The following is a 23,283-nucleotide window of genomic DNA, read 5'->3' as shown; positions in this document are numbered from 1 at the left end:
TGTTCAGCCCTTCATGCTGTCGATGTCGGCGATGTTGATGGTGCTGCGCGTACGGAACAGCAGCACCAGGATCGCCAGGCCGATGGCGGCTTCCGCCGCCGCCACGGTGAGGATGAAGAACACGAACACCTGCCCCGCCACGTCGCCGAGGAAACGCGAGAACGCCACGAAGTTCATGTTCACGGCGAGCAGCATCAGCTCGATCGACATCAGCAGCACGATCACGTTCTTGCGATTGATGAACATGCCGGCGACGGCGATGCAGAACAGCACCGCGCCGAGCACGATGTAGTGCGCGAGCGAGATCATGGCTGCGGCTCCTGGGGGGCGGTCGGTTCGTCGGGGCGGACGGCGGCCATCTTCACGATGCGCACGCGGTCGCGCGGATTGACCTTGACCTGCTGGCTGGCCGATTCGTAGCGCGCGTCGCGGCGCTCGCGCAGGGTCAGCGCCACGGCCGCCACGATGCCCACGGTGAGGATCAGCGCGGCGATCTCGAACGGCAGCAGGAACTTCGTGTACAGCGCATGGCCCAGCCATTCGGTATTGTTGCTCATGCCCGCGGCCAGCGCGGGGTCGGCGCCCATGACCTTCGCCTGCATCGCGCGCACGCCGATCAGGCCGAGCATCTCCACCAGCATCACCGCCGCCACGATCAGGCCGACCGGCAGGAATTTCACGAAGCCCTCGCGCAGTTTCTCCTGATCGATGTCGAGCATCATCACCACGAACAGGAACAGCACCATCACCGCGCCCACGTAGACCACGATCAGCGCCAGCGCCAGGAACTCGGCCTCGAGCAGAAGCCACAGGCAGGCCGCACTGAAGAAGGTGAGCACCAGCGCCAGCACCGCGTGCACGCTGTTCTTCAGCGTGATCACCGACAATGCCGCGGCGACGGTGACGAAGCCGAAGGCGTAGAAACAGATGAGTTGCAACAGTTGGGGGTTCATCGTTGGCCTCAGCGGTACGCCGCATCCTGCGTGCGGTCGGCGGCAATCTGCTGTTCGAAGCGGTCGCCGATGGCAAGCAGCTGCTGCTTGTTCACCACGTTCTCGCCACGGTGTTCGAAGTGGTATTCGTGGATCGAGGTCTCGACGATCGAATCGACCGGGCAGCTCTCCTCGCAGAAGCCGCAGTAGATGCACTTGAACAGGTCGATCTCGTAGCGGGTGGTGCGGCGCTGGCCGTCGCTCTCGCGCGGCGCCGAGTCGATGGTGATCGCCAGCGCGGGGCACACCGCCTCGCACAGCTTGCAGGCGATGCAGCGTTCCTCGCCGTTCGCGTAGCGGCGCAGCGCATGCAGGCCGCGGAAGCGGTTCGACTTGGGGATGTGCTCCATCGGGTAGCGCATCGTGTACTTCGGCTTGAACAGGTAGCGCAGGGTCACGCCCATGCCCTGGAACAGCTCGACCAGCAGCAGGCTCTTGAAATAACCGGTAACGCGATTCATGGCTTATGCCCCCGTGCCGATGCTGACCAGGCCCCAGTACTTCAGGCAACCGGCCACGAAGACCCACGCGATGGCGATGGGAATGAACACCTTCCAGCCCAGCCGCATGATCTGGTCATAGCGATAGCGGGGGAAAGTGGCGCGGAACCACAGGAACATGAAGGAAAACAGGAACGCCTTGACCAGCAGCCAGGGGAAACCGCCGTGGCCGATGAAGCCCCACGAGGCCGGGAACGGCGACAGCCAGCCGCCCATGAACAGCACCGCGGCGAGGAAACTGAGCAGGATCATGTTGGCGTATTCGGCCAGGAAGAACAGCGCGAATGCCGAGCCGGAATATTCCACGTGGAAGCCGGCGACGATCTCCGACTCGCCCTCGGCCACGTCGAACGGCGCGCGGTTGGTCTCGGCCACGCCGGAGATGAAATACACCACGAACACCGGCAGCAGCGGCAGCCAGAACCAGTCGAGGATGCCCTTGCTGCCGGCCTGCGCGTTGACGATCGCGGTGAGGTTCAGCGAACCGGCCAGCACCAGCACGCAGACCAGGCACAGGCCCATCGCCAGTTCGTAGGAGATCACCTGCGCCGCCGAGCGCATCGCGCCGAGCAGTGCATAGCGCGAGTTGGACGCCCAGCCGGCGATGATGATGCCGTACACGCCCATCGAGGTCATCGCCAGCAGGTACAGCACGCCGGCGTTGGCGTTGGACAGCACCATCCTGCCGCTGAACGGCACCACCGCCCATGCCGCCAGTGCCGGCACCAGCGCGATCATCGGCGCCGTGTAGTACAGGAAGCGGTTGGCCTTGGTCGGCAGGATCACTTCCTTGATCAGCAGCTTCACCACGTCGGCGAAGGCCTGCAGCAGGCCGAACGGGCCGACCTTGTTCGGCCCCATGCGCACGTGCATCCAGCCGAGGACCTTGCGCTCCCAGTAGACGAACATCGCCACCGCGAGCACCAGTGGCAGCACGATGCATAGGATGTAGATGATCGGCCACACGATCTGGTTGATGAGTTGATCAGCCATGATGCTTATGCCTTGCCCAAGGTGATGGCCGCGCCGTAGGGCGGCAGCGTGACGGTGAGATCCTGGGCCGCCTCGATCCACGCCGTGCCGTCGGGCACGGCGGCATCGATCACCAGCGGCAGCAGCGCGTCGGCGGCGCGTACCTGGTCGCCGGCGGCGAGGCCGTGCCGGCCGGCTTCCGCCGCATTCAGGCGCACCGCGGGCGCACGGTTCAGCGGGTGCGCATTCAACGCCGTCGCGCGACGCAATACCGCATCGCTGCGGTAGATCGGCCAGGTGGCCAGGCGGGTCAGGCCATTGACGGCCGTGCGCACGGCCAGGCCGCTGCGCGGCATCGCCGCACGCTCGGCGATGCCGTCGCGCAGGCCGGCGAGATCGTCGAACTCGAAGCCGACCAGTTGCAGGGCGCCGCCCAGCGCACGCAACACCTTCCAGCCCGGCCGGGCCTGGCCCGGCGCCTTCGCGCCGGCGGCCACGCCCTGCGCCAGCCCATCGACGTTGACCAGGGTCGCGTCGATCTCCGGCAACAGCGCGATCGGCAGGATCACGTCGGCCACCTCGCGCAGCGCGGCACTGGCATAGGCGCTGAACGCCACCACCTGGTCCGCGCCATGCAGCGCCCGCAAGGCCGCGCCGCCATCGGCAAAGTCGTGCGGCGGCTCGACGCCGTACAGCAGGTAGCTCTTGCGCGGCTGCGCCAGCATCGCCTGCGCGTCCAGGCCGCCGTTGCCCGGCACCACGCCGAGCCGCGCCAGGCCGACGGCATTCGCGCCGACCGGCAGTTCGTCGTAGCCGGCGCCGGTGGCATCGGCGACGAAGCGCGCGACCGCCCGCAGCCACGAGGCCTGCGGATGGGTCACGGCGGCCTCGCCGAGGATCACCACCGCCTTGCCCTGCTCCGATGCAGCCTGTTTCAGCGCGGCGATCGCGTCGCTGTCGCCCTGGTCGTACTGCGCCGCGGCAACCGCCTCGGCCAGTGCCGCCGGCGCGGCCGCGCCGGCGGCCACGGCAGCCCTGGCCAGCGCCAGCAGCGCGTCGACCAGCGCCTGCGGCGCCACGACCGCCTCGCCGGCCAGCTTGTAGTTGAAATCGAAGTGCGCCGGATTGACCGCGTAGACCTTCGCGCCCTTCTTGGCCGCCTGATGCAGGCGATGGTTAAGCAGCGGCATTTCATGGCGCAGGTCGGAGCCGACCAGCAAGGCGGCCCGGACCTGCTCGACCTCCGTCACCGGCAGCGCGAACGGCTGCGCCACGGCGTTGTCGGCGAAGTCGAGCTGGCGCAGGCGGTGGTCGACGTGCGCGCTGCCCAAGCCGCGCGCCAGCCGCATCAGCAGGTCGCCCTCCTCGTTCGAGGTGGCCGGATGCAGCAGGATGCCCAGCTCGCTGCCCGGCACCTTCTTCAGCGCCTCGCCCGCGGCCTGCAGCGCGTCTTCCCAGGTGGTCGCCTGCCACTGGCCGTTGCGCTTCACTTCCGGCGCGCCGATGCGGTCGGCGGCGACCATGCCCTGGTGGCTGTAGCGGTCGCGGTCGGACAGCCAGCACTCGTTGACGGCCTCGTTGTCACGCGGCACCGTGCGCAGCACCTCGCCGCGGCGGGTGTGCAGCCACAGGTTGGAGCCCAGCGCGTCGTGATAGCCGATCGACGGCTTGGCGACCAGCTCCCACGCGCGCGCCTTGAACTGGAACGGCTTGTCGGTGAGCGCACCGACCGGGCAGACGTCGATGATGTTGCCTGAGAGCTCGCTCTCCACGTTCTTGCCGATATACGTGCCGATCACGTGGCGGTCGCCACGGTCCATGCTGCCGAACTCGTAGGTGCCGGCAATCTCGCTGATGAAACGGACGCAGCGCGTGCAATGGATGCAGCGCGTCATCTCGGTGGCGACCAGCGGGCCGATGTTCTCGTCGGCGACGGTGCGCTTGCGCTCGGTGAAGCGCGACACGCTGCGGCCGTAGCCCAGCGCCATGTCCTGCAGCTCGCACTCGCCACCCTGGTCGCAGATCGGGCAGTCCAGCGGGTGGTTGATGAGCAGGAATTCCATCACGTTGCGCTGCGCGTGCAGCGCCTTGTCCGAGCGGGTCAGCACCTTCATGCCTTCGGCCACCGGGGTGGCGCAGGCCGGCTGCGGCTTCGGCATCGGGCGACCGCCCATCTCCACCTCGACCAGGCACTGCCGGCAGCTCGCCGCGATCGGCAACTTGCGGTGATAGCAGAAGCGCGGAATCGGGATGCCGGCCCGATCGGTGGCCTCGATGATCATCGAGCCCTTGGGTACCTGGATCGGCTTGCCGTCGACCTCGATGTTGACGAGATTCGGCGCGGTGTTCTGGGTCGGCTGCGCGCTCATGCCGCGGCTCCACGCGTGGCGTCGACCATGGAGTGCCCATGCTCGACGTAGTATTCGAACTCATGCCAGTAATGGCGCAGGAAACCCTGCACCGGCCAGGCTGCCGCCTCGCCGAAGGCACAGATGGTGTGGCCCTCGATCTGGCCGGCCACCGTCTTGAGGCGATGCAGATCGTCGGCATTGCCCTTGCCGGCGGCGATGCGCGTCAGCACGCGGTGCATCCAGCCGGTGCCCTCGCGGCACGGCGTGCACTGGCCGCAGGATTCCATGTGGTAGAACTGGCTGATGCGCTCGCAGGCGCGCACCATGCAGGTGGTCTCGTCCATCACGATCACCGCGCCCGAACCGAGGCCCGAACCGGCCTTCTGGATCGCGTCGTAATCCATGGTGAGGCTCATCATCGTCTCGCCCGGCAGCACCGGCATCGAGGAGCCGCCCGGGATCACCGCCTTGATCCTGTGCCCGTTGCGCACGCCGCCGGCCATCGCCAGCAGCTCGGCGAACGGCGTGCCCAGGCGGATCTCGTAGTTGCCGGGGCGGTTGACGTGGCCGGACACCGAGAAGATCTTCGGGCCGCCGTTGTTCGGCTTGCCGAGGTTGAGGAACCAGTCGGCGCCGTTGCGCAGGATCGCCGGCACCGAGGCATAGGTCTCGGTGTTGTTGATCGTGGTCGGCTTGCCGTACAGGCCGAAGTTGGCCGGGAACGGCGGCTTGAAGCGCGGCCAGCCCTTCTTGCCTTCCAGCGATTCCATCAGCGCGGTTTCTTCGCCGCAGATATAGGCGCCGGCGCCGAGCGCCGCGTAGACGTCCACGTCCAGCCCGGTGCCCTGCACGTTCTTGCCGAGCAGGCCGGCCGCGTAGGCTTCCTTCAGCGCCGCCTCGAAATGCTCGTACGGCTCGTGGTGGAACTCGCCGCGCAGGTAGTTGTAGGCCACCGTCGAGCCGGTGCAGTAACAGGCGATCGCCAGGCCCTCGATCACCGCATGCGGGTTGTAGCGCAGGATGTCGCGATCCTTCGCCGTGCCCGGCTCGGATTCGTCCGAGTTGCACAGGATGTATTTCTGCATGTCGCCCTTCGGCATGAAGGACCACTTCAGGCCGGTGGGAAAGCCCGCACCGCCACGGCCGCGCAGGCTGCTCTTCTTGATTTCGTCGACCAGCGAAACCGGGTCGGGCTTCTCGGCGAGGATCTTCCTCCATGCCTTGTAGCCATCGACCTTCTCGTAGCTTTCCATCGACCACGGCGTGTCGAAATGCAGCGTGGTGTAGACGACCTGGTGTTCCTGCGGAGCGGGTCCGACTGCCATGGCTTACTCCAGCCCGTCCAGAATTTCGTCGAGCTTCTCGGGAGTGAGGTGCTCGTGGTAATGCCCGTTCACGGTCGCCGCCGGCGCATACACGCAGGCCGCGATGCACTCCTCTTCCTTCTTCAGGTAGACGCGGCCGTCCGGCGTGCTCTCGCCCAGCTTGATGCCCAGCTTCTTCTCGCAGTGGTGCACCAGTCCCTCGGCGCCGTTGAGCCAGCAGGAGATGTTGGTGCAGATCGCCAGGTTGTTGCGGCCGACCGGCTTGGTCTCCAGCATCGAGTAGAAGCTGGCCACCTCGTAGGCCCAGATCGCCGGCAGGTCGAGGTACTTCGCGACCGCGGTGATCAGCTCGTCGGTGAGGAAGCCGTGGTTCTGCTCCTGCGCGCCGAACAGCGCCTGGATCAGCGCCGAGCGTTTGCGGTCCGGCGGAAACTTGGCCACCCACTCGTCGATGTGATGGCGGGTATGCTCGTTGAGTTCGACGAGGGGGTCGACGTTCCTGACCTGCTCGTAATGTCCGGTGGCTTTCATGCGTTTCTCCGTCGTGCCGGCTCAGCGGTCCACTTCGCCGAACACGAGGTCGTAGGTACCGATCATGGCCACCACGTCGGCGAGCATGTGGCCGCGCACGATGGTGTCCATGGATGACAGGTGGGCAAAGCCCGGGGCGCGCAGGTGCACGCGGAACGGCTTGTTGGCGCCGTCGGAAACCAGGTAGCAGCCGAACTCGCCCTTGGGCGCCTCGACCGCGCAATAGGTTTCGCCGGCCGGCACGCAGTAGCCCTCGGTGAACAGCTTGAAGTGATGGATGAGCGCTTCCATGTCCTGCTTCATCTCGACCCGCGACGGCGGCGCCACCTTGAAGTTCTTCACCATCACCGGGCCGGGGTTGGCGCGCAGCCACTCCACGCACTGCCGGATGATGCGGTTGGATTGGCGCATCTCTTCCACGCGCACCAGGTAGCGGTCGTAGCAGTCGCCGTTGACGCCGACCGGGATGTCGAAATCCATCTCGGCGTACTTCGCGTACGGCTGCTTCTTGCGCAGGTCCCATTCGACGCCCGAGCCGCGCAGCATCGCGCCGGTCATGCCCCACTGCTGGGCCAGCTCCGGGCTGACCACGCCAATGCCGACGGTGCGCTGCTTCCAGATGCGGTTGGTGGTGAGCAGTTCCTCGTACTCGTCCACCTTCGACGGGAAGTCGGCGGTGAACGCGTCGAGGAAGTCGAGCATCGAGCCTTCGCGCCAGCTGTTGATGCGCTTCAGGTCAGCGCCCTTGTGCCACGGCGACTCGTGGTACTTCGACATCTGCTCCGGCAGGTCACGGTAGACGCCGCCCGGGCGGTAGTACGTGGCGTGCATGCGCGCGCCCGACACCGCCTCGTAGACGTCCATCAGTTCCTCGCGTTCGCGGAACGCGTACAGGATCACCGCCATCGCGCCTAGGTCGAGCGCGTTCGAGCCGATCCACATCAAGTGGTTCAGGATGCGGGTGACCTCGTCGAACATGGTGCGGATGTACTGCGCGCGCTCCGGCGCCTCGATCCCCAGCAGGGTCTCGATCGCGCGCACGTAGGCGTGCTCGTTGCACATCATCGACACGTAGTCGAGCCGGTCCATGTAGCCGATCGACTGGTTGAACGGCTTGGATTCGGCCAGCTTCTCGGTACCGCGATGGAGCAGGCCGACGTGCGGATCGGTGCGGACGATGGTCTCGCCGTCCATCTCCATGATCAGGCGCAGCACGCCGTGTGCGGCCGGATGCTGCGGGCCGAAGTTCATCGTGTAGTTGCGGATTTCTTGCATGGTCATGTCTCGCCTGACGGATTTCAGCGAGAAATCGCGAGTGGATTTGCGCGCCAGGCTAGGCGCGAGGAGAAGCCATAGTGGTCACTATGGCGCCGACGAGCAACGACGCATGGCACGCAAAGCCGCCGCGAGGCTCGCTGTAAATTCGTCAGTCGAGACATGCTAGTTCTCCCGCCAGTGGTCGGCGGCTTCGGCCCTGGCCTGCATCAGGTCGGCATCGTCGCGGATGGTGCGCGGCACCAGCACGCGCGGCTCGATCGACACCGGCTCGTAGATCACCCGCTGCTGCTCGGGGTCGTAGCGCACCTCGACGTTGCCGATCAGCGGGAAGTCCTTGCGGAACGGATGGCCGACGAACCCGTAGTCGGTGAGGATGCGGCGCAGGTCCGGGTGACCGTCGAAGATGATGCCGTACAGGTCGAACGCCTCGCGCTCGAACCAGTTCACGCCCGGCCACACCGAAGTCAGCGACGGCACCACCGGCAGGCTGTCGTCCTCGCAGAACACGCGCAGGCGCAGGCGGCGGTTGTGTTCGATCGAGAGCAGCTGGATCACCGCGGCGAACCGGCGCGGCTGGTTCTCGCCGTTGCCGCGCGGGCGCCCGGCCCAGTCGAAACGGCCCTGCGCCTGGCCTTCCACGCCGCGCGAGAAACCGGTGCCGGAGACGGTTTCGGTATCCCACTCGGTCTGGCCGTAGCCGAGGTAGTCGATGCCGCACAGGTCGATCAATTCGCTGAAGCGAAACGCCGGCTCGTCGCGCAGCGCGGTGGCCACCGCGAACAGGTCGGCGGCGGCCAGTTCGGCCACCGTCTCGTTGCGCACGGTGGTGACGGCCAGCGTGTCGCCGAATCGCGCAGCGAGCTGCCCGGCCAGCGAGGTCTTTTGGGTATCGGTCATGGACTGCGCCTTCAGAAACGTGCCATTCAAGAGCGCGCGATGGTGCTGGTGCGGCGGATCTTCTTCTGCAGTTGCAGGATGCCGTGGATCAACGCCTCGGCCGTGGGCGGACAGCCCGGCACGTAGATGTCCACCGGCACGATGCGGTCGCAGCCGCGCACCACGGAATAGGAATAGTGGTAGTAGCCGCCGCCGTTGGCGCAGCTGCCCATCGAGATCACCCATTTCGGCTCGGGCATCTGGTCGTAGACCTTGCGCAGCGCCGGGGCCATCTTGTTGACCAGGGTGCCGGCCACGATCATCACGTCGGACTGGCGCGGGCTGGGGCGGAAGATCACGCCGTAGCGGTCCAGGTCCAGCCGCGACATGCCGGCGTGCATCATCTCCACCGCGCAGCAGGCCAGGCCGAACGTCATCGGCCACATCGAGCCGGTGCGCGCCCAGTTCATCAGCGCATCGATGCTGGTGGTGGCGAAGCCGCGCTGCACCACCGGGTTGTCGCCCGCCGGCCGCAGGATGTCGTCGACCAGGTTCAGCGGCTCCGGGTTGTGCATCACCCGGCTGACGGAATCCATCACTCCCATTCGAGTGCTCCCTTCTTCCACACGTAGGCAAAACCGACGACCAGCAGCAGCAGGAACAGGCCCATCTCGATCAATGCGATGAGGCCGATCTGCTTGAACACCACTGCCCACGGAAACAGGAAGGCGATTTCCAGATCGAAGATGATGAACAGGATGGCGAGCAGGTAGTAGCGCACGTCGAAGCGCATGCGGGCGTCTTCGAACGCCTCGAAACCGCACTCGTAGGGCGAGAGCTTCTCGGATTCGGGACGACGCGGCCCGGCCAGCAGGCCGATGGCCAGCAATGCCACGCCAAGGCCGACGGCAACGCCGATGAACAACAGGACAGGCCAGTATTCGGCAAGCACGATGCAACTTACCTCCGCGCCAGGGGCGCATCAGTGACCGCGGGGATTTGCATCCAGCAACGCACGGTCCGGCGACTTCGATTCGGCAGGCCGACACGGCCGTGGACTTTTCAGCCTTGCCTGCAGGCTCTGCCGCCGCGCGCAGGCATCCGATGTCTCGCGGGATGGATCCGCGAATCCCGCCATTGTATCAGTGCGCATGGGCACAACAAGCCTTGACGACCGATGTGATGCGCATTAACACCCGACTGCGTGCAGGCGCCATGATGACGCCATCACATGGTGTGGGTGGGGCGCTCGGAGGTCAGCGTGCCAGCCAGGATGTTCTCGATCCGGCTGCGGGCGGCTTCGGCATCGCCCGATTCGTTGAAGTGGATGCCGATGCCGGCGGTGCGGTTGCCCTGCGCGCCGACCGGGCTGATCCAGACCACCTTGCCGACCACCGACAGACGCTCGGTCTCCTCGGCTAGGGTCACCAGCAGCACCACCTCGTCGCCCAGCGAATAGGATTGCGCCGTCGCCGCAAACAGGCCGCCATGCTTGAGGAACGGCATATAGGCGTTGTACAGCGAAGCCGCATCCTTGATTTTCAACGAGATGATGCCCTGACGGGCGGCCATGGGTTTCATGCTGGGCTCCTGTCGGGCGCCGGAACCGCCCGATCGACGCCGCCGATCTTAGACGCTGCGCCCCACCGGCACCACCGTCACGACGCTTCGGCGAGGGCAGCCCGGTCAACCGGCCTGCGCGAGAGCCGCCGCGGCACCGCGGGATCGGCCCGGCAGCTCGCACCAGCCCCAATGATCGAAGATCCATGGCGAACGCAAGGTCAGCGCCAGCCGCACGAAGCGGGGATGTTCCGCTCCGGCCGGCGGCAGGTGAAAACAACCGGCCGGGTCGCGCTGCAGGGGGGCGTCGCGCCAGCGCCAGCTATGCACCCCCGCCGCACTGGCCACGCTGAGCTGCAACCACGGCCGCAGCCACATCGGCGGTTGCCACGGCAATGCCGTCGCGGCGCCGGGCGAGGTTTCCGCCACCTCCGCATACGCATAGCGCTCGGGACGGGCGGCAAGCCGGGCCAGGCGCTTGCCGCTCAGGGCCATCTGGCTGCGATGCGCCGCCAGCGCCGCACGCTTGTTCGCCGACTGCGCCGCCGTACCGCGGATCTCAACGGAGCGGTGACTCTCTTCCCGGCCGTGCACCAGGTACGTCAGCAGTGCCGGCGGCCGCGCCTGCCCGGCCAGCGCCAGGCGCACCAGCACATGGGCGGTGCCATGGTCGGGATGACGATCCGACAGCGCCGTAACTGCCACCAGATCGGGGCGGAACTCGCCGATCGCCGTGGCCAGCGTCGCCATCGCCACGCCATTCGCCTGCAGCAGCACCTCGGTGAGGCCCATGTCCGGCCAGCCCAGCGACTGCAGCGCCGGCTCCGGCACGCCGAGAGTCTGCAGTGCCTGCAGCACTTCCGCATGGCGCCGCCGCCCCCAGCGTCGGCGATCGGCGGCACGGATCAGCAGGCGCCGTTCCAGCCAGCGTTGCGGCCACGGATTGTTGTCGCCCGCGGTCAGCAGCAGGATCCGCACTTCGCCGCCTGCCGCACGCACCTGCTGGATCAGCAGGCCGGTCGCGATGGTTTCGTCGTCCGGATGCGGCGCCACCACCAGCAGGCGGGTGCGCGCGGAAAAAGGCGGCAGCCCGCCGGCTCGATCCGTCGCCGGCGACACGCTGGCGTGCGCTCCGCTCACCGCCATTGCGCCAGCAGTTCCAGCAGCAGCAGGTCGGCGCGCAACGGCCCGCGCAGGCCCTCGCGGGTGCGGTTGGCCGCGTCGTACCAGTGGCCGAGCGCCTCGACATCCAGCGTGCTGGCCAGCGGCCCGTTGCCCGGCAGCGCGCGCGCCCTGATCTCGTCGGCGGCAGCCTGCGCGGCGAACCACAGCCGCTGTGCCGGCTCGCTGTCCAGCCAGCGCTTGACCACCTCGGTCGGCTGGCCGCGGCCCGCGGCCAGTGCGGCCAGATCCTTGCGCACTTCCTGCCGTCGCTCCAAGGCGCCCTCCCCGGCCCAGGCCCTGGCCAGGCCGGGATTGCCGCCGGCCGCGGCGAGTGCGGCCGGCGCATCGCGCACGCCCTGGGCCTGCAGCCAGGCCAGCGCATCCGCCGTGGCGGGCAACTGGAACTCGATCCGCTGGCAACGGCTGCGGATGGTCTGCGGCAAACGCCACGGCGCATCGGCCAGCAGGATCAGCATGGTCTGCGCCGCCGGCTCCTCCAGCGTCTTCAGCAGCGCGTTGGCGGCAGCCGGGTTCATCGCGTCGGCCGGGTCGATGACCGCCACCTGCCAGCCGCCGAACTGGCTGCTCATGGCCAGCCGCGCCGACAGTTCGCGGATCTGGTCGACCACGATCTCGCTGCGCTGCACGCCGTCCTTGCGCAAGCCGAAGCCCAGCGCCACCAGGTCCGGGTGCGAACCCGCGGCGAGCAGCAGGCAGCTGCGGCAGTGCCCGCAGGCGTCGCCGCCCGCCGGCTCGCCGCACAGCAGGCCCCGCACGAAGCGCTGCGCAAACGCGCGCTTGCCCAGGCCCGCGGCACCGCACAGCAGCAGGGCGTGCGGCAGCGCCTCGCGCTGCCGGCGCGCCTGCAACCGCGTCCAGTGTTCGGCGTGCCAGGGCAGCCCGTTCATGCCTGCGCTTCCCCGAACCATGGCGCCAGCGCCTGGATGGCAGCCTGCAGCACGGCAGCAGGTGACTGGCTGGCGTCGATCACCCGGAAGCGCGCCGGCTCGGCCGCGGCACGCTCGCGATAGCTGGCGCGTACCCGCTCGAAGAACGCATCCGCCTCGACCTCGATGCGGTCGGCGTCGCCGCGGCCCGCGGCGCGGGCACGGCCGGTCGCCACCGGCAGGTCGAGCAGCAGGGTCAGGTCGGGTTTCACGCCGGCGCAGGCCCAGCGTTCCAGTTCCGCAATGCGCTCCGCCGGCTGGCCGCGGCCGCCGCCCTGGTAGGCGTAACTGGCGTCGGCAAAGCGGTCGCACAGCACCCATTGCCCGGCTGCCAGCGCCGGCCCGATCACCTCGCGCACCAGTTGCGCGCGCGAGGCGAACATCAGCAGCAGCTCGGTCTCGGCGGCCAGCCCGCGCAGGGCCGGGTCGAGCACGATCGCGCGCACCGCCTCGCCCACGGCGGTGCCGCCGGGCTCGCGCGTCTGCACCAGGGCGACGCCATGCCGTTCGAGGTACGCACGCAGGCCTGCCAGCAAGGTGCTCTTGCCGGCGCCCTCGCCGCCTTCCAGGCTGATGAATTTCCCGCGCGCGGTGGTCATCGGCAGCGCTTCCGCTGGTAGCAGTCGACGTTGCGATTGTGTTCCTCCAGCGTGCGCGAGAACACGTGCCCGCCGTCGCCGCGGGCCACGAAATACAGCGTGTCGCCATCGGCCGGATGCAGCGCCGCCACCAGCGCTGGCTTGCCCGGCAGGGCGATCGGCGTCGGCGGCAGGCCGGCGCGGGTATAGGTGTTGTACGGCGTGTCGGTGGTGAGGTCGCTCTTGTGGATGTTGCCGGCGTAGCTCGCGCCCATGCCGTAGATCACGCTGGGGTCGGTCTGCAGCAGCATGTGGTTGCGCAGGCGCCGCACGAATACGCCGGCGATCTGCGCGCGCTCGTCCGGTCGGCCGGTCTCCTTCTCCACGATCGAAGCCAGGATCAGCGCCTCGTACGGCGAGGCCAGCGGCAGGCCCTGCGCGCGTCCCGCCCACAATTCATCGAGCGTCTTCACCATTGCGGCATGCGCGCGCCTGAGGATGTCCAGGTCGCCGTCGCCCTTCACGTAGGCGTAGGTCTCGGGCAGGAAACGGCCTTCCGGCGTTTCGCCGCCGGCGCCGATCTTCTGCATGATCGCGGCATCGTCCAGCCCGGCGCTGTCGTGATTCAGTTTCTCGGCCCTGGCCAGCGCCTGGCGCAGCTCGCCGAAGGTCCAGCCGTCGACGATGGTGACATTGCGCTGCAGCACCTTGCCGGCCGCCATGTTCGCAAGCAGCTGGCGCGGCGTGATGCCCGGCTCCAGCGCATACTCGCCGGCGTGCAGCCTGCCGGCCACGTGCGTCTGCCGGGCCAGCAGCCGCCAGTACCACGGATTGGCCGTGCTGAATCCGCGCTGGCGCAACTCGCCCACGATGGCCTTGAAGCTGCTGCCGCGACCGACGTCGATGCTCTCGCCCCGCGCCGTCACGTTCAGCGGCGCGGTCCCGAAGCGGGCGTAGTCGTTCCAGCCATAGGCCAGCGCGCCGGCAGCCACCAGCAGCACGATCAGCAGCAGTCGCGGCCATGCGCGCTTGCGCGTCGGTTTGTCGCTCATCCGTCCTGCTCCATCGGAAATCCCAGGTTGCGCCAATGCTGCTGCAGCTGGCGGGTCGTCGCGCCCGGCGCGTAGCCGCGGTCATCCAGCGAATGTACCGGCACGATGCCGCGCACGCTCGAACTGAGGAAAACCTCGCTGGCGCTACGCAGCATGGCCAGCGTCAGCTCGCCGACCCGCACCTGCGGACACGCCGCCAGCACTTCGGCGCGGGCCACGCCGGCCACGCCGCAACGATCCAGCACCGGCGTCAGCAGCTCGCCGTCGACCACCGCGAACAGGTTGGCCATGGTCGCCGAAATCACCCGCTCGTGGCTATCGAGCAGCACGCCTTCGGCGATCGCCGGGTCGTTCCATTCCGCGCGTGCCAACACCTGCTCCAGCCGGTTCAGGTGCTTGATGCCGGCCAGCAGCGGCTGTTCCGCCAGGCGGATGTCACACACGCGCATGCGCACGCCTTGCGCATGGATCCCGGCGGCAAGCGGTGGCGGTGCGAATGCGGCCACCACCCGTGTCGGCCGCGGCAATGACGGCAAGCCGTAGCCACGCTCGCCGGGACCACGGGTGACGGTGATGCGCAATACCGACTGCGGCATCCCACGGCTGACTTCCAACGCCTCATGCCACAGTTGCGCCGGATCGGGCGCCGGTATCCGCAAACGTGCGCAATCTTCGGTCAATCGCTGCATATGGCGCGTCCACAGCGGCGCCGCCGTGCCGACCAGGCGGATGCTTTCGAACAGGCCGTCGCCATAGGCCAGGCCACGATCCAACGCCGGCACCTGTTCCGTCGCCACGCCGTTGACCAGCAGGCGCGCCGTCATCAGTCCGGCACTCCCAGCGCGCGCAGCAGGCCGCGCGCCTTGGCGCGGGTCTCGTCCAGCTCGCTCGCCGCCACCGAGTCGGCCACGATGCCGGCGCCCGCGCGCAGGCTGACTTCATCGCCGGCCAGGGTCAGGGTGCGGATCAGGATGTTCAAGTCGAGCCCACCGTTGCGATCGAGATAGCCCAGTGCGCCGGTGTAGGCGCCGCGCGGCGCGTCTTCCAGCGCGGCGATGATTTCCATGCAGCGCACCTTGGGGCAACCGGTGATGGTGCCGCCGGGAAAGGTGGCGGCGATCACCTGGCCCGGCGTCACGTCGGCGCGCAGGCGTCCGCGTACATTGGAGACGATGTGGTGAACGTGGGCGTAACTCTCCACCACCATCAGCTCGTCCACCTCGACCGTGCCCGGCACGCAGACGCGGCCGAGGTCGTTGCGCTCCAGGTCGATCAGCATCACGTGCTCGGCGCGCTCCTTCGGGTGCGCGCTCAGTTCGCGGATGCGCGCCGCCTCGTCGTCGCCGGGCAGCCGCGGGCGGGTGCCGGCGATCGGCCGGGTCTGCGCCACGCCGTCGCGCACCTCGACCAGCCGCTCCGGCGAGGAACTCGCCACTGCCCAGCCAGGCTGCTGCAACAGGCCGGCGAACGGCGCCGGATTGGCCCGGCGCAGCGCCGCGTAGAGCGCCGCCGGCATCGGCGGCGGCGCGTAGCGCGCGCGCCAGGCGCGCGACAGGTTCACCTGGAAAATGTCGCCGGCGTGCAGATGCTCGTGGATGCGCGCCACCCCGTCGAGGAATCGCTGCGGCGCATCCTCCTCCCAGGCGACCGGGGCCGCCAGCGGCGGCATCGGCGACGCGACGGCGAGATCGGCCTCCAGCACGTCGAGCAGGTGCTCGTGGCCCGCCTCGGCGACCAGGATCGTGCAATCGCGTCGATGGTCGACGATCGCCGCCACCGGACAGCGCACGGCCAGTGCCAGCGGGATGGCATACGGCGCATGCAGCTTCAGCGTCGGCTCGATCTCGCCGGCCAGCTCGTAGGCCAGCAGCAGCACCCAGCCGCCATGGAACGGCAGCCCGTCGCGCTCCAGCGGCAGCCGCTCGGCCCGCCAGGCCGCATCCAGCGCATCGAGGAAACGCCCTTCGCGCACGGCACCCGCGTCATCGCGCAGGACGCCGTCGGCATGCAGGGTCAGCCGCTCGCCAGGAAACGCGAACAGGATGTCGTAGCGCGACTGCGCGGTGCCGTGCACCACGCTTTCCAGCAGGCACGGATAGCGGCCGGGAAACGAAGCGGCCGGCGCGAGCAGGTCGCGCCGGCCGGTCAAAGTACGGCGATGGCAGGTCACGCTCAGACGCGGCGGAAAGCCAGCGTGCCGTTGGTGCCGCCGAAACCGAACGAGTTGGAGATCGCCACGTCGAGCTTCGCCTCGCGCGCGGTGTGCGCCACGAAATCGAGGTCGCAGCCTTCGCCCGGTTCGTCCAGGTTGATCGTCGGCGGCATCACCTGGTCGCGCAGCGCCAGGATGCTGAAGATCGCCTCGACGCCGCCGGCCGCGCCAAGCAGGTGGCCGGTGGTGGACTTGGTCGAGCTCATCGCCAGCTTGTAGGCGTGGTCGCCGAACACCTTCTTCGCCGCCATCACCTCGCCCAGGTCGCCCAGCGGCGTGGAGGTGCCGTGCGCGTTGACGTAGTGCACGTCGGCGGGGTTGAGGCCGGCGTCGTTCAGCGCGGTCTGCATGCAGCGTGCAGCGCCTTCGCCGCCCTCGCTGGGTGCGGTCATGTGGAACGCGTCGCCGCTCATGCCGAAGCCGACCAGCTCGGCATAAATGCGCGCGCCGCGCGCCTTGGCATGTTCGTACTCTTCCAGTACCAGCACGCCGGCGCCGTCGGACAACACGAAGCCGTCGCGGTCCTTGTCCCACGGACGGCTGGCCCTGGTCGGCTCGTCGTTGCGGGTGGACATGGCCTTGGCCGAGCAGAAGCCGGCCATCGCGGTGCCGGTGGTGGCGAACTCGGCGCCGCCGGCGATCATCGCGTCGGCGTCGCCGTACTGGATCATCCGTGCGGCCAGGCCGATGTTGTGCGCGCCGGTGGTGCACGCCGTCACGCAGGCGATGTTCGGCCCCTTCAGCCCGAACATGATCGACAGCTGACCCGAGACCATGTTGATGATCGAGCTGGGCACGTAGAACGGCGAGACCCGGCGCGGCCCCTTCGCGGCGAGTTCCAGCGTGGTCGCCTCGATCGTGTACAGGCCGCCGATGCCGGCACCGACCGCCACGCCGATGCGCGGCGCGTTCGCCTCGGTCACTTCCAGCCCGGAATCGCGCAAGGCCTGGGTGCCCGCCGCCACGCCGTAGTGGATGAACGGGTCCATCTTCTTGACGTCCTTCGCCGGCATCCATTCGGCCGGATCGAAGCCGCTGACCTGGCCGGCGATGCGCGTGGAATAAGCGGAAGTGTCGAAATGGGTGACCGGACCGATCCCGCTGACGCCCTTGAGGACACGTTCCCAGGCGCTGGCGATGTCGTTGCCGACCGGCGAGATGATGCCCATGCCGGTCACTACCACACGTCGCTTGCTCATGCTGATGTTCCTTACGTGATTGCGTGGATCTGCCGTCGCCGGCAGCCGTCCCGCGCGGAGAGCGGGGAACGCAGCCCGTTCGTGTCCGGCGGGCGGGCCGCCCACCATACGGGATCGGACGTTACAAATTGCAGAAACGAAAACTGCGCCAAGATGGCGCAGCGTTCGGTGCCGCCGCGTGGATGGATCGACCCGCGCGAAGCAGGCCGGCCCGGCCGGCGGCGATCAATTCCGTGGCGATCAATCCTTGGAGTGGGCCTTGATGTAATCGACGGCCTGCTGCACGGTGGTGATCTTCTCGGCGTCCTCGTCGGGAATCTCGGTCTCGAACTCTTCCTCGAGCGCCATCACCAGTTCCACCGTGTCCAGCGAATCTGCGCCCAGATCGTCCACGAACGAAGCGTTCGCCGTGACTTCATCTTCCTTCACGCCCAACTGCTCGACGACGATTTTCTTGACGCGCTCTTCGATGGTGCTCATGTTGCCCATACCTCTCAAGGAGTAATTGATTTGTCTGTGCCGGCGCGAGGCCCGCGAAAGGCCGGCGCATTGTAGTGGCTAAACCGCGAGGCCGCCACGATTGGCCGATGACGAAGGCACGCTGTCCCCCATGACCGGCGCGAAAGTGCAATTGTCGCCTAAAACGGGGCCGCTGGCGACAACTGCGTCCACCTGTCCTACGGCATGTACATGCCGCCGTTGACGTGCAGGGTTTCCCCGGTGATGTAGGCCGCCGCCGGCGAAGCCAGGAAGCCCACCGCCCGGGCGATGTCCGCCGCCTCGCCCAGCCGGCCCAGCGCGATCTGGCCGAGCAGCGCCTGCTTCGATTCCTGCGGCAGCGCGCGGGTCATGTCGGTGTCGATGAAGCCCGGTGCCACCACGTTGACGGTGATGCCGCGGCTGCCGATCTCGCGCGCCAGCGACTTGGAGAACGCGATGATGCCGGCCTTGGCCGCGGCGTAGTTGGACTGGCCCGGGTTGCCGGTGAGTCCGATCACCGAGGCGATCGAGATGATGCGGCCCTTGCGCGCCTTCATCATGCCGCGCAACACCGCCTTGGAAGTGCGGTAGACCGAGGTGAGGTTGGTGTCGATGATCGCCTGCCAGTCCTCGTCCTTCATGCGCAGCAGCAACTGGTCGCGGGTGATGCCGGCGTTGTTGACCAGGATCGAGATCGCGCCGGATTCCTTCGCGATCGCGTCGACCAGGCCCTCGACCGCGGCGCCGTCGGTGACGTTCAGCACGCGGCCGTGGCCGCCGTGGCCGCCGTGCGCGGCCAGCCGATCGCCGATCGCGGCCGCGCCGCTCTCGCTGGTGGCCGTACCGATCACGGTGGCGCCCATCGCCGCCAGCTCGTCCGCGATCGCCGCGCCGATGCCGCGACTGGCACCGGTGACCAGCGCGATTTCACCTTGCAGTGGGAGGGTCATGTCGTCTTCTCGTGCTGTTCGTTAATGCGATCGTCCATGATCGCGAGGATCAAGAAGCAGCCATCCTTGGCTGCACTCTTCACAAAAGCCGTCGCTGCCTAGCCCCACTCCGCGCGGGCGGCGTCGAATTCGGCGGGGGTGCCGATCGCGCGCGCCTCGACGCTCTTGTCGATGCGCTTGACCAGGCCGGCCAGCACCTTGCCCGGGCCGCATTCGGCGATGCGCGTGGCGCCGCCGGCGGCCAGCGCCTGCACGCATTCGGTCCAGCGCACCGGCAGGTACAGCTGGCGCTGCAGGGCGCCGCGGATCTCCTCGAGCGTGGCATAGCTCTTCGCCTCGGCGTTCTGGATCACCGGGATCGACGGCAGCTGCCAGCTCAACGCGGCCATGCGCTCGCCCAGCCGGTCGGCGGCTCCGCGCATCAGCATGCAGTGCGAGGGCACCGACACGGCCAGCTTGATCGCCTTCTTCACGCCCAGCTCGGCCAGCCGGGCCAGGGCGCGATCGACCGCCTCGGCGTTGCCGGCGATCACCAGCTGCCCCGGCGAATTGAAGTTGGCCGGCGCCACCACCTGCCCTTGCGCCACTTCCTCGCACACTTGCGCGGTCTGTACGTCGTCACCGCCGAGGATCGCCGCCATCGCGCCCACGCCGGCCGGCACCGCCGCCTGCATCAACCGGCCGCGCTCGGCCACCAGCGCCGCCGCGTCGTGCAGCGACAGGGCGCCGGCGCAGACCAGCGCGCTGTACTCGCCGAGGCTGTGGCCGGACAACTGCGCCGGCCGGGCGCCGCCCAGCTTCTGCCATACCCGCCATACCGCCACGCTGGCGGCCAGCAGCGCCGGCTGGGTGTGTTCGGTGCGGTTGAGCTGTTCCTCCGGTCCCTGCTGGCTGAGCGCCCACAGGTCGACTCCGGCGCCCTGCGAAGCCTCGTCGAACGCGGCCTGCACCTCGGCGTGCGCCGCGGCCAGTTCGGCCAGCATGCCGACCGACTGCGAGCCCTGGCCGGGGAAAACGAAAGCGAGCGAAGCGGAAGTGGAACTCATGGATACGCGGATCCCGGTCGACGAAAACCGCCATGGTGCCAGCATCGCCGCCCATACGCAGCTGTATTTGCATGGTCCCTGCGGTGGCGCCGCCCGGGCGGGCGGCATCATGCAGGCGCGACCGCTGATCAGTAACGCAGCAGTGCCGAAGCCCAGGTGAAGCCGCCGCCGAAGGCCTCCAGCAGCAGGTTCTGGCCGCGCTGCACCTTGCCCGAGCGCACCGCGTAGTCCAGCGCCAGCGGCACCGAACCGGACGAGGTGTTGGCATGCTTGTCGACCGTCACGATGACCCGCTCCATCGACATGTTCAGCCGCTTCGCGGTGGCCTCGATGATGCGCAGGTTGGCCTGGTGCGGGATCAGCCAATCCACCTGCGACTCGTCCATGCCGGCCGCCTGCAGGGTCTCGCCGACCAGCGAGTCGAGCGTCTTCACCGCGACCTTGAACACCTCGCGACCGGCCATGCGGATGCGCACGCCGTGGTTCGGCTCGTCGCTGAAGCCGACCGAGACGCCGACCGGGTTGTACAGCAGTTCCTTGTAGCCGCCGTCGGCATGCAGGCAGGTGGCGTAGATGCCCGGCTCGCTGGAGGCTTCCAGCACCACCGCGCCGGCGCCGTCGCCGAACAGCACGCAGGTTTCGCGCTCGCTCCAGTCGACCATCCGGGTCAGCGTCTCGGCGCCGATCACCAGCACCTTCTTCGACTGCCCGCTCCTGATGAACTTGTCGGCCACGCCAAGCGCGTAGACGAAGCCCGAGCAGGCCGCGTTGACGTCGAACGCGGCGCAGCCGTTCGCGCCGAGGCGGTGCTGCACCAGGCAGGCGGTGGACGGGAAGATGATGTCCGGCGTGGTCGTGCCGAGCACGATCAGGTCGAGTTCGGACGCCTTGACGCCGGCTGCCTCCAGCGCCTGCTGCGCGGCGCGGAGGGCCAGGTCGCCGGTGGTCTCGCCGTCGGCGGCGATGTGCCGCTGGCGGATGCCGGTGCGGGTGCGGATCCACTCGTCACTGGTGTCGACGATCTTTTCCAGGTCGGCGTTGGTTACCACGCGCTCCGGCAGCGCGCTGCCGGTGGCGATGATGCGGGAGTAGATCTGGGCCATTCGGCTGTCCGTCAAACGTAAATGGGGATTGAACGCCGCGAACGGCGCCAGCGCAACCGCCCGATGCGGCATTTGCAGCATCCATCAACGCAAAACGGCGCGTCGCCGCGCCGTCTCGCATGATCGCATCGGGGAACCCGGGGGTTCCGCGAGGACGATCAGTCCTCGACCGACACCGCGCCCTTGGTCTCGACCACTTTCTTGCCGCGATAGTAGCCGTCCTTGGTGACGTGGTGGCGCAGGTGCACTTCGCCACTGGTCGGATCGGTGGACAGCTGCACGGTCTTCAACGCGTCGTGCGCACGACGCATGCCGCGGGTGGACGGGGTACGGCGGCTCTTGGCAACTGCCATGGTAGTTCTCCAGCTGAAACTTGATGATCTGTTGCGACATGACCCGGATCGGACGACCCGGGTCGGTGGTTACTTCTTCAGTTCGCGCAACACCGCGAACGGATTCTCCGAACGCCCATCGCCGGCAGGATCCGGGTCTTGGCCTGTTACTTCGTCGGGCAGGCTGGCGTCCGGGTTGACCGGAACCAGCGGCAGCGCCAACAGCAATTCGTCTTCCATCACGTCCGCCGGATTCAACCGGCCATCCTCGGCCACCAGCAGCGGTTCGCAATCCGGCGGCAGGCCGGCCTCGTCGCGCTCCTGCCTGATCAGGCCGAGCCGGGTATCCACCGCGACCGGCAGCACGAACGGCTCCAGCGTACGCTGGCAAATCAGCGGCAACGACGCCCGAACCCGCACGTCGACGTAGCTGATCCCCAGCTCGTCGCGCCCGAAATCCAGTTCGAACTGCAACTCGCCATCGGTACTCGCCAACACCTCGCTCAGGCGAGACAAGGCCGCGATGGGCAGCGTTCCCTCGAACGAACGCCGCGCCGAGACCATGCGCCAAGCGTCCACGGACTCTGGCAGTGTCACGGACATAATCGCGGAATGTTAAGTTCGGCTGCACCTGAAGTCAACTGGCGAGACACCCGCGCGCCGGGAGTCGGCCCTGCAGGACGTCCGATTTTGCCTGATCCGCCCCCGATGCGGCAGACTGGATTTCCTTCCCGCCCGAGCCATCGCCCTTGGACCTTTACCTGACGCTCGGCACCGCCGTGTTGCTGGTGCTGCTGATTGCCCTGGCCGGCGGCAGCCTGGTGTGGCGGCGACGCCAGGCCCGGCGCAGCGGCAGCCTCAGGACCCTGCTCGACCTGGCCGACCGGCTGGAAACCGATCTCAAGACCTGCCGCAGCGGCCTGCAGCAGGCACACGCGGTGATGTCGCTCAATCCCGACCTGCCCGCCGCCAGTGAACAGGATGCGCAGCATGCGATCGACGCCGGCCTGCGCGCGCTGCTGCAGCAGCGCCTGTGGATCCGCGACCGCTCGCCGCACGCCAGCCAGCACGAGCTGGACGCCGCCGCCGCGTCGATGCGCGGCACCCGCGATCGCCTGCAACCGCTGCTGCAGGCGCTCAGCCAGGCCCAGACCGACCTGAACAGCGCGATGCGCGAGCATATCCGGCGCGACTCGGACACATGACGGCGAACCCACCCGCACCCCGCATCGTGCTGGGATCGACCTCGCGCTACCGCGCCGAACTGCTGCACCGGCTGCTCGCGGACTTCGCGCAGGCCGCGCCCGGCACCGACGAAACCCCATGGCCGGGCGAGGCGCCCGCGGCACGCGCCCTGCGCCTGGCGATCGCCAAGGCCGAGGCGGTCGCACGGGAATATCGGAACGCGCTGGTGATCGGCTCCGACCAGGTCGCCGAGATCGACGGGCTGGTTCTCGACAAGCCCGGCAGCACCGAGCGTGCCCGCGCCCAGCTCGCCGCCAGCTCCGGCCGCGACGTGCACTTCCACACCGCGCTGTGCCTGCTCGACAGCCGCGATGGCCGCCGGTACACCCACGTCGACCACACCCGGGTACGCTTCCGCGAGCTGGATGCGGCGGAAATCGACCGTTACGTGGAACGCGAACAGCCGCTGGACTGCGCCGGCAGCTTCAAGTGCGAAGGCCTCGGCATCAGCCTGTTCGAGGCGATCGACAACCGCGACCCCAGCGCGCTGATCGGCCTGCCGCTGATCGCGCTGGCGCGGCTGCTGCGCGAGGCAGGCATCGAGCTGCCCTGAGCGGCGGCTACACTGCTGCTCTCCCTGCCATCCGCCA

At 68.3% G+C, this 23,283-nt stretch carries 27 protein-coding genes; 2 read left to right on the top strand and 25 right to left on the bottom strand.

Features of this window, described 5'->3' with window-relative positions:
* Positions 1 to 3: 3 nt before the first annotated feature.
* The 25 genes from nuoK to AC3WRN_RS04975 form a co-directional block, all read right to left on the bottom strand.
* Entirely contained in the window at positions 4 to 309 is a 306-nt protein-coding gene (nuoK, locus tag AC3WRN_RS05095; protein WP_068091045.1) for an NADH-quinone oxidoreductase subunit NuoK, read from the bottom strand.
* On the bottom strand, positions 306 to 953 hold the full coding sequence (locus tag AC3WRN_RS05090) for an NADH-quinone oxidoreductase subunit J (RefSeq protein WP_492622156.1): 648 nt from the start codon (positions 951 to 953) through the stop codon (positions 306 to 308). Before AC3WRN_RS05090 ends, nuoK begins: the two co-directional genes overlap by 4 nt.
* A gap of 8 nt (positions 954 to 961) precedes the next feature.
* On the bottom strand, positions 962 to 1,453 hold the full coding sequence (nuoI, locus tag AC3WRN_RS05085) for an NADH-quinone oxidoreductase subunit NuoI (protein ID WP_068091050.1): 492 nt from the start codon (positions 1,451 to 1,453) through the stop codon (positions 962 to 964).
* A 3-nt stretch (positions 1,454 to 1,456) separates the two neighbouring features.
* The gene (gene nuoH, locus AC3WRN_RS05080) at positions 1,457 to 2,485 is read right to left on the bottom strand and encodes an NADH-quinone oxidoreductase subunit NuoH (RefSeq protein ID WP_492622155.1); all 1,029 of its coding nucleotides are present in this window, start codon (positions 2,483 to 2,485) and stop codon (positions 1,457 to 1,459) included.
* Between the two features lie 5 nt (positions 2,486 to 2,490).
* On the bottom strand, positions 2,491 to 4,833 hold the full coding sequence (gene nuoG / locus AC3WRN_RS05075) for an NADH-quinone oxidoreductase subunit NuoG (RefSeq protein WP_492622154.1): 2,343 nt from the start codon (positions 4,831 to 4,833) through the stop codon (positions 2,491 to 2,493).
* Entirely contained in the window at positions 4,830 to 6,140 is a 1,311-nt protein-coding gene (gene nuoF / locus AC3WRN_RS05070) for an NADH-quinone oxidoreductase subunit NuoF (RefSeq protein WP_492622153.1), read from the bottom strand. The genes nuoG and nuoF overlap by 4 nt, the downstream gene beginning before the upstream one ends.
* Before the next feature lie 3 nt (positions 6,141 to 6,143).
* Positions 6,144 to 6,671: an NADH-quinone oxidoreductase subunit NuoE gene (nuoE, locus tag AC3WRN_RS05065; protein WP_492622152.1), complete on the bottom strand. Its 528-nt coding sequence runs from the start codon at positions 6,669 to 6,671 to the stop codon at positions 6,144 to 6,146.
* A 21-nt stretch (positions 6,672 to 6,692) separates the two neighbouring features.
* Positions 6,693 to 7,946 (bottom strand): NADH-quinone oxidoreductase subunit D, encoded by a 1,254-nt coding sequence (locus tag AC3WRN_RS05060; RefSeq protein ID WP_492622266.1) that lies wholly within the window; start codon positions 7,944 to 7,946, stop codon positions 6,693 to 6,695.
* A 165-nt stretch (positions 7,947 to 8,111) separates the two neighbouring features.
* The gene (locus AC3WRN_RS05055) at positions 8,112 to 8,846 is read right to left on the bottom strand and encodes an NADH-quinone oxidoreductase subunit C (protein WP_492622151.1); all 735 of its coding nucleotides are present in this window, start codon (positions 8,844 to 8,846) and stop codon (positions 8,112 to 8,114) included.
* 26 nt (positions 8,847 to 8,872) lie between these two features.
* Positions 8,873 to 9,430, bottom strand: coding sequence for a NuoB/complex I 20 kDa subunit family protein (locus AC3WRN_RS05050; RefSeq protein ID WP_007513194.1), 558 nt, complete (start codon positions 9,428 to 9,430; stop codon positions 8,873 to 8,875).
* Positions 9,421 to 9,777: an NADH-quinone oxidoreductase subunit A gene (locus AC3WRN_RS05045; RefSeq protein WP_068091061.1), complete on the bottom strand. Its 357-nt coding sequence runs from the start codon at positions 9,775 to 9,777 to the stop codon at positions 9,421 to 9,423. The genes AC3WRN_RS05050 and AC3WRN_RS05045 overlap by 10 nt, the downstream gene beginning before the upstream one ends.
* 275 nt (positions 9,778 to 10,052) lie before the next feature.
* Complete coding sequence (locus tag AC3WRN_RS05040) at positions 10,053 to 10,406, bottom strand: PilZ domain-containing protein (RefSeq protein WP_068091064.1); 354 nt, start codon at positions 10,404 to 10,406, stop codon at positions 10,053 to 10,055.
* Positions 10,407 to 10,511: 105 nt separating this feature from the next.
* On the bottom strand, positions 10,512 to 11,531 hold the full coding sequence (locus tag AC3WRN_RS05035; RefSeq protein ID WP_492622150.1) for a PIG-L deacetylase family protein: 1,020 nt from the start codon (positions 11,529 to 11,531) through the stop codon (positions 10,512 to 10,514).
* The gene (holB, locus tag AC3WRN_RS05030; protein ID WP_492622149.1) at positions 11,522 to 12,457 is read right to left on the bottom strand and encodes a DNA polymerase III subunit delta'; all 936 of its coding nucleotides are present in this window, start codon (positions 12,455 to 12,457) and stop codon (positions 11,522 to 11,524) included. Before holB ends, AC3WRN_RS05035 begins: the two co-directional genes overlap by 10 nt.
* Positions 12,454 to 13,095: a dTMP kinase gene (tmk, locus tag AC3WRN_RS05025; RefSeq protein ID WP_492622148.1), complete on the bottom strand. Its 642-nt coding sequence runs from the start codon at positions 13,093 to 13,095 to the stop codon at positions 12,454 to 12,456. The genes holB and tmk overlap by 4 nt, the downstream gene beginning before the upstream one ends.
* Positions 13,092 to 14,126: an endolytic transglycosylase MltG gene (gene mltG, locus AC3WRN_RS05020; protein ID WP_492622147.1), complete on the bottom strand. Its 1,035-nt coding sequence runs from the start codon at positions 14,124 to 14,126 to the stop codon at positions 13,092 to 13,094. Before mltG ends, tmk begins: the two co-directional genes overlap by 4 nt.
* Positions 14,123 to 14,950 carry an aminodeoxychorismate lyase gene (gene pabC, locus AC3WRN_RS05015; protein ID WP_492622146.1) on the bottom strand — a complete coding sequence of 276 codons (828 nt, stop codon included), beginning with the start codon at positions 14,948 to 14,950 and terminating at the stop codon, positions 14,123 to 14,125. The genes mltG and pabC overlap by 4 nt, the downstream gene beginning before the upstream one ends.
* Positions 14,950 to 16,296, bottom strand: coding sequence for an aminodeoxychorismate synthase component I (locus AC3WRN_RS05010; protein WP_492622145.1), 1,347 nt, complete (start codon positions 16,294 to 16,296; stop codon positions 14,950 to 14,952). The genes pabC and AC3WRN_RS05010 overlap by 1 nt, the downstream gene beginning before the upstream one ends.
* Positions 16,297 to 16,298: 2 nt before the next feature.
* Positions 16,299 to 17,537 carry a beta-ketoacyl-ACP synthase II gene (gene fabF, locus AC3WRN_RS05005; protein ID WP_068091081.1) on the bottom strand — a complete coding sequence of 413 codons (1,239 nt, stop codon included), beginning with the start codon at positions 17,535 to 17,537 and terminating at the stop codon, positions 16,299 to 16,301.
* Between the two features lie 240 nt (positions 17,538 to 17,777).
* Positions 17,778 to 18,017, bottom strand: coding sequence for an acyl carrier protein (gene acpP / locus AC3WRN_RS05000; RefSeq protein ID WP_007513179.1), 240 nt, complete (start codon positions 18,015 to 18,017; stop codon positions 17,778 to 17,780).
* Between the two features lie 197 nt (positions 18,018 to 18,214).
* Positions 18,215 to 18,967: a 3-oxoacyl-ACP reductase FabG gene (gene fabG / locus AC3WRN_RS04995; RefSeq protein WP_492622144.1), complete on the bottom strand. Its 753-nt coding sequence runs from the start codon at positions 18,965 to 18,967 to the stop codon at positions 18,215 to 18,217.
* Positions 18,968 to 19,065: 98 nt separating this feature from the next.
* Positions 19,066 to 20,013, bottom strand: coding sequence for an ACP S-malonyltransferase (fabD, locus tag AC3WRN_RS04990; protein WP_492622143.1), 948 nt, complete (start codon positions 20,011 to 20,013; stop codon positions 19,066 to 19,068).
* 128 nt (positions 20,014 to 20,141) lie between these two features.
* Positions 20,142 to 21,116 carry a beta-ketoacyl-ACP synthase III gene (locus AC3WRN_RS04985; RefSeq protein ID WP_068091087.1) on the bottom strand — a complete coding sequence of 325 codons (975 nt, stop codon included), beginning with the start codon at positions 21,114 to 21,116 and terminating at the stop codon, positions 20,142 to 20,144.
* Between the two features lie 158 nt (positions 21,117 to 21,274).
* A complete protein-coding gene (gene rpmF, locus AC3WRN_RS04980) occupies positions 21,275 to 21,469 on the bottom strand; it encodes a 50S ribosomal protein L32 (RefSeq protein WP_068091089.1) in 195 nt (64 codons plus the stop codon).
* Between the two features lie 69 nt (positions 21,470 to 21,538).
* Positions 21,539 to 22,012 carry a YceD family protein gene (locus AC3WRN_RS04975; protein WP_492622142.1) on the bottom strand — a complete coding sequence of 158 codons (474 nt, stop codon included), beginning with the start codon at positions 22,010 to 22,012 and terminating at the stop codon, positions 21,539 to 21,541.
* 185 nt (positions 22,013 to 22,197) lie between these two features.
* Between AC3WRN_RS04975 and AC3WRN_RS04970 the strand changes: the two genes are divergently transcribed.
* Positions 22,198 to 22,653 (top strand): hypothetical protein, encoded by a 456-nt coding sequence (locus AC3WRN_RS04970; RefSeq protein ID WP_068091094.1) that lies wholly within the window; start codon positions 22,198 to 22,200, stop codon positions 22,651 to 22,653.
* Positions 22,650 to 23,246: a Maf family protein gene (locus AC3WRN_RS04965; protein ID WP_492622141.1), complete on the top strand. Its 597-nt coding sequence runs from the start codon at positions 22,650 to 22,652 to the stop codon at positions 23,244 to 23,246. The genes AC3WRN_RS04970 and AC3WRN_RS04965 overlap by 4 nt, the downstream gene beginning before the upstream one ends.
* Positions 23,247 to 23,283: the final 37 nt, after the last annotated feature.

The organism is Rhodanobacter sp. FW101-FHT13A11 (assembly GCF_058790335.1).
The sequence above is the reverse complement of the archived record's forward strand: the minus strand, read 5'-3'. Positions and strand labels throughout refer to the sequence as shown.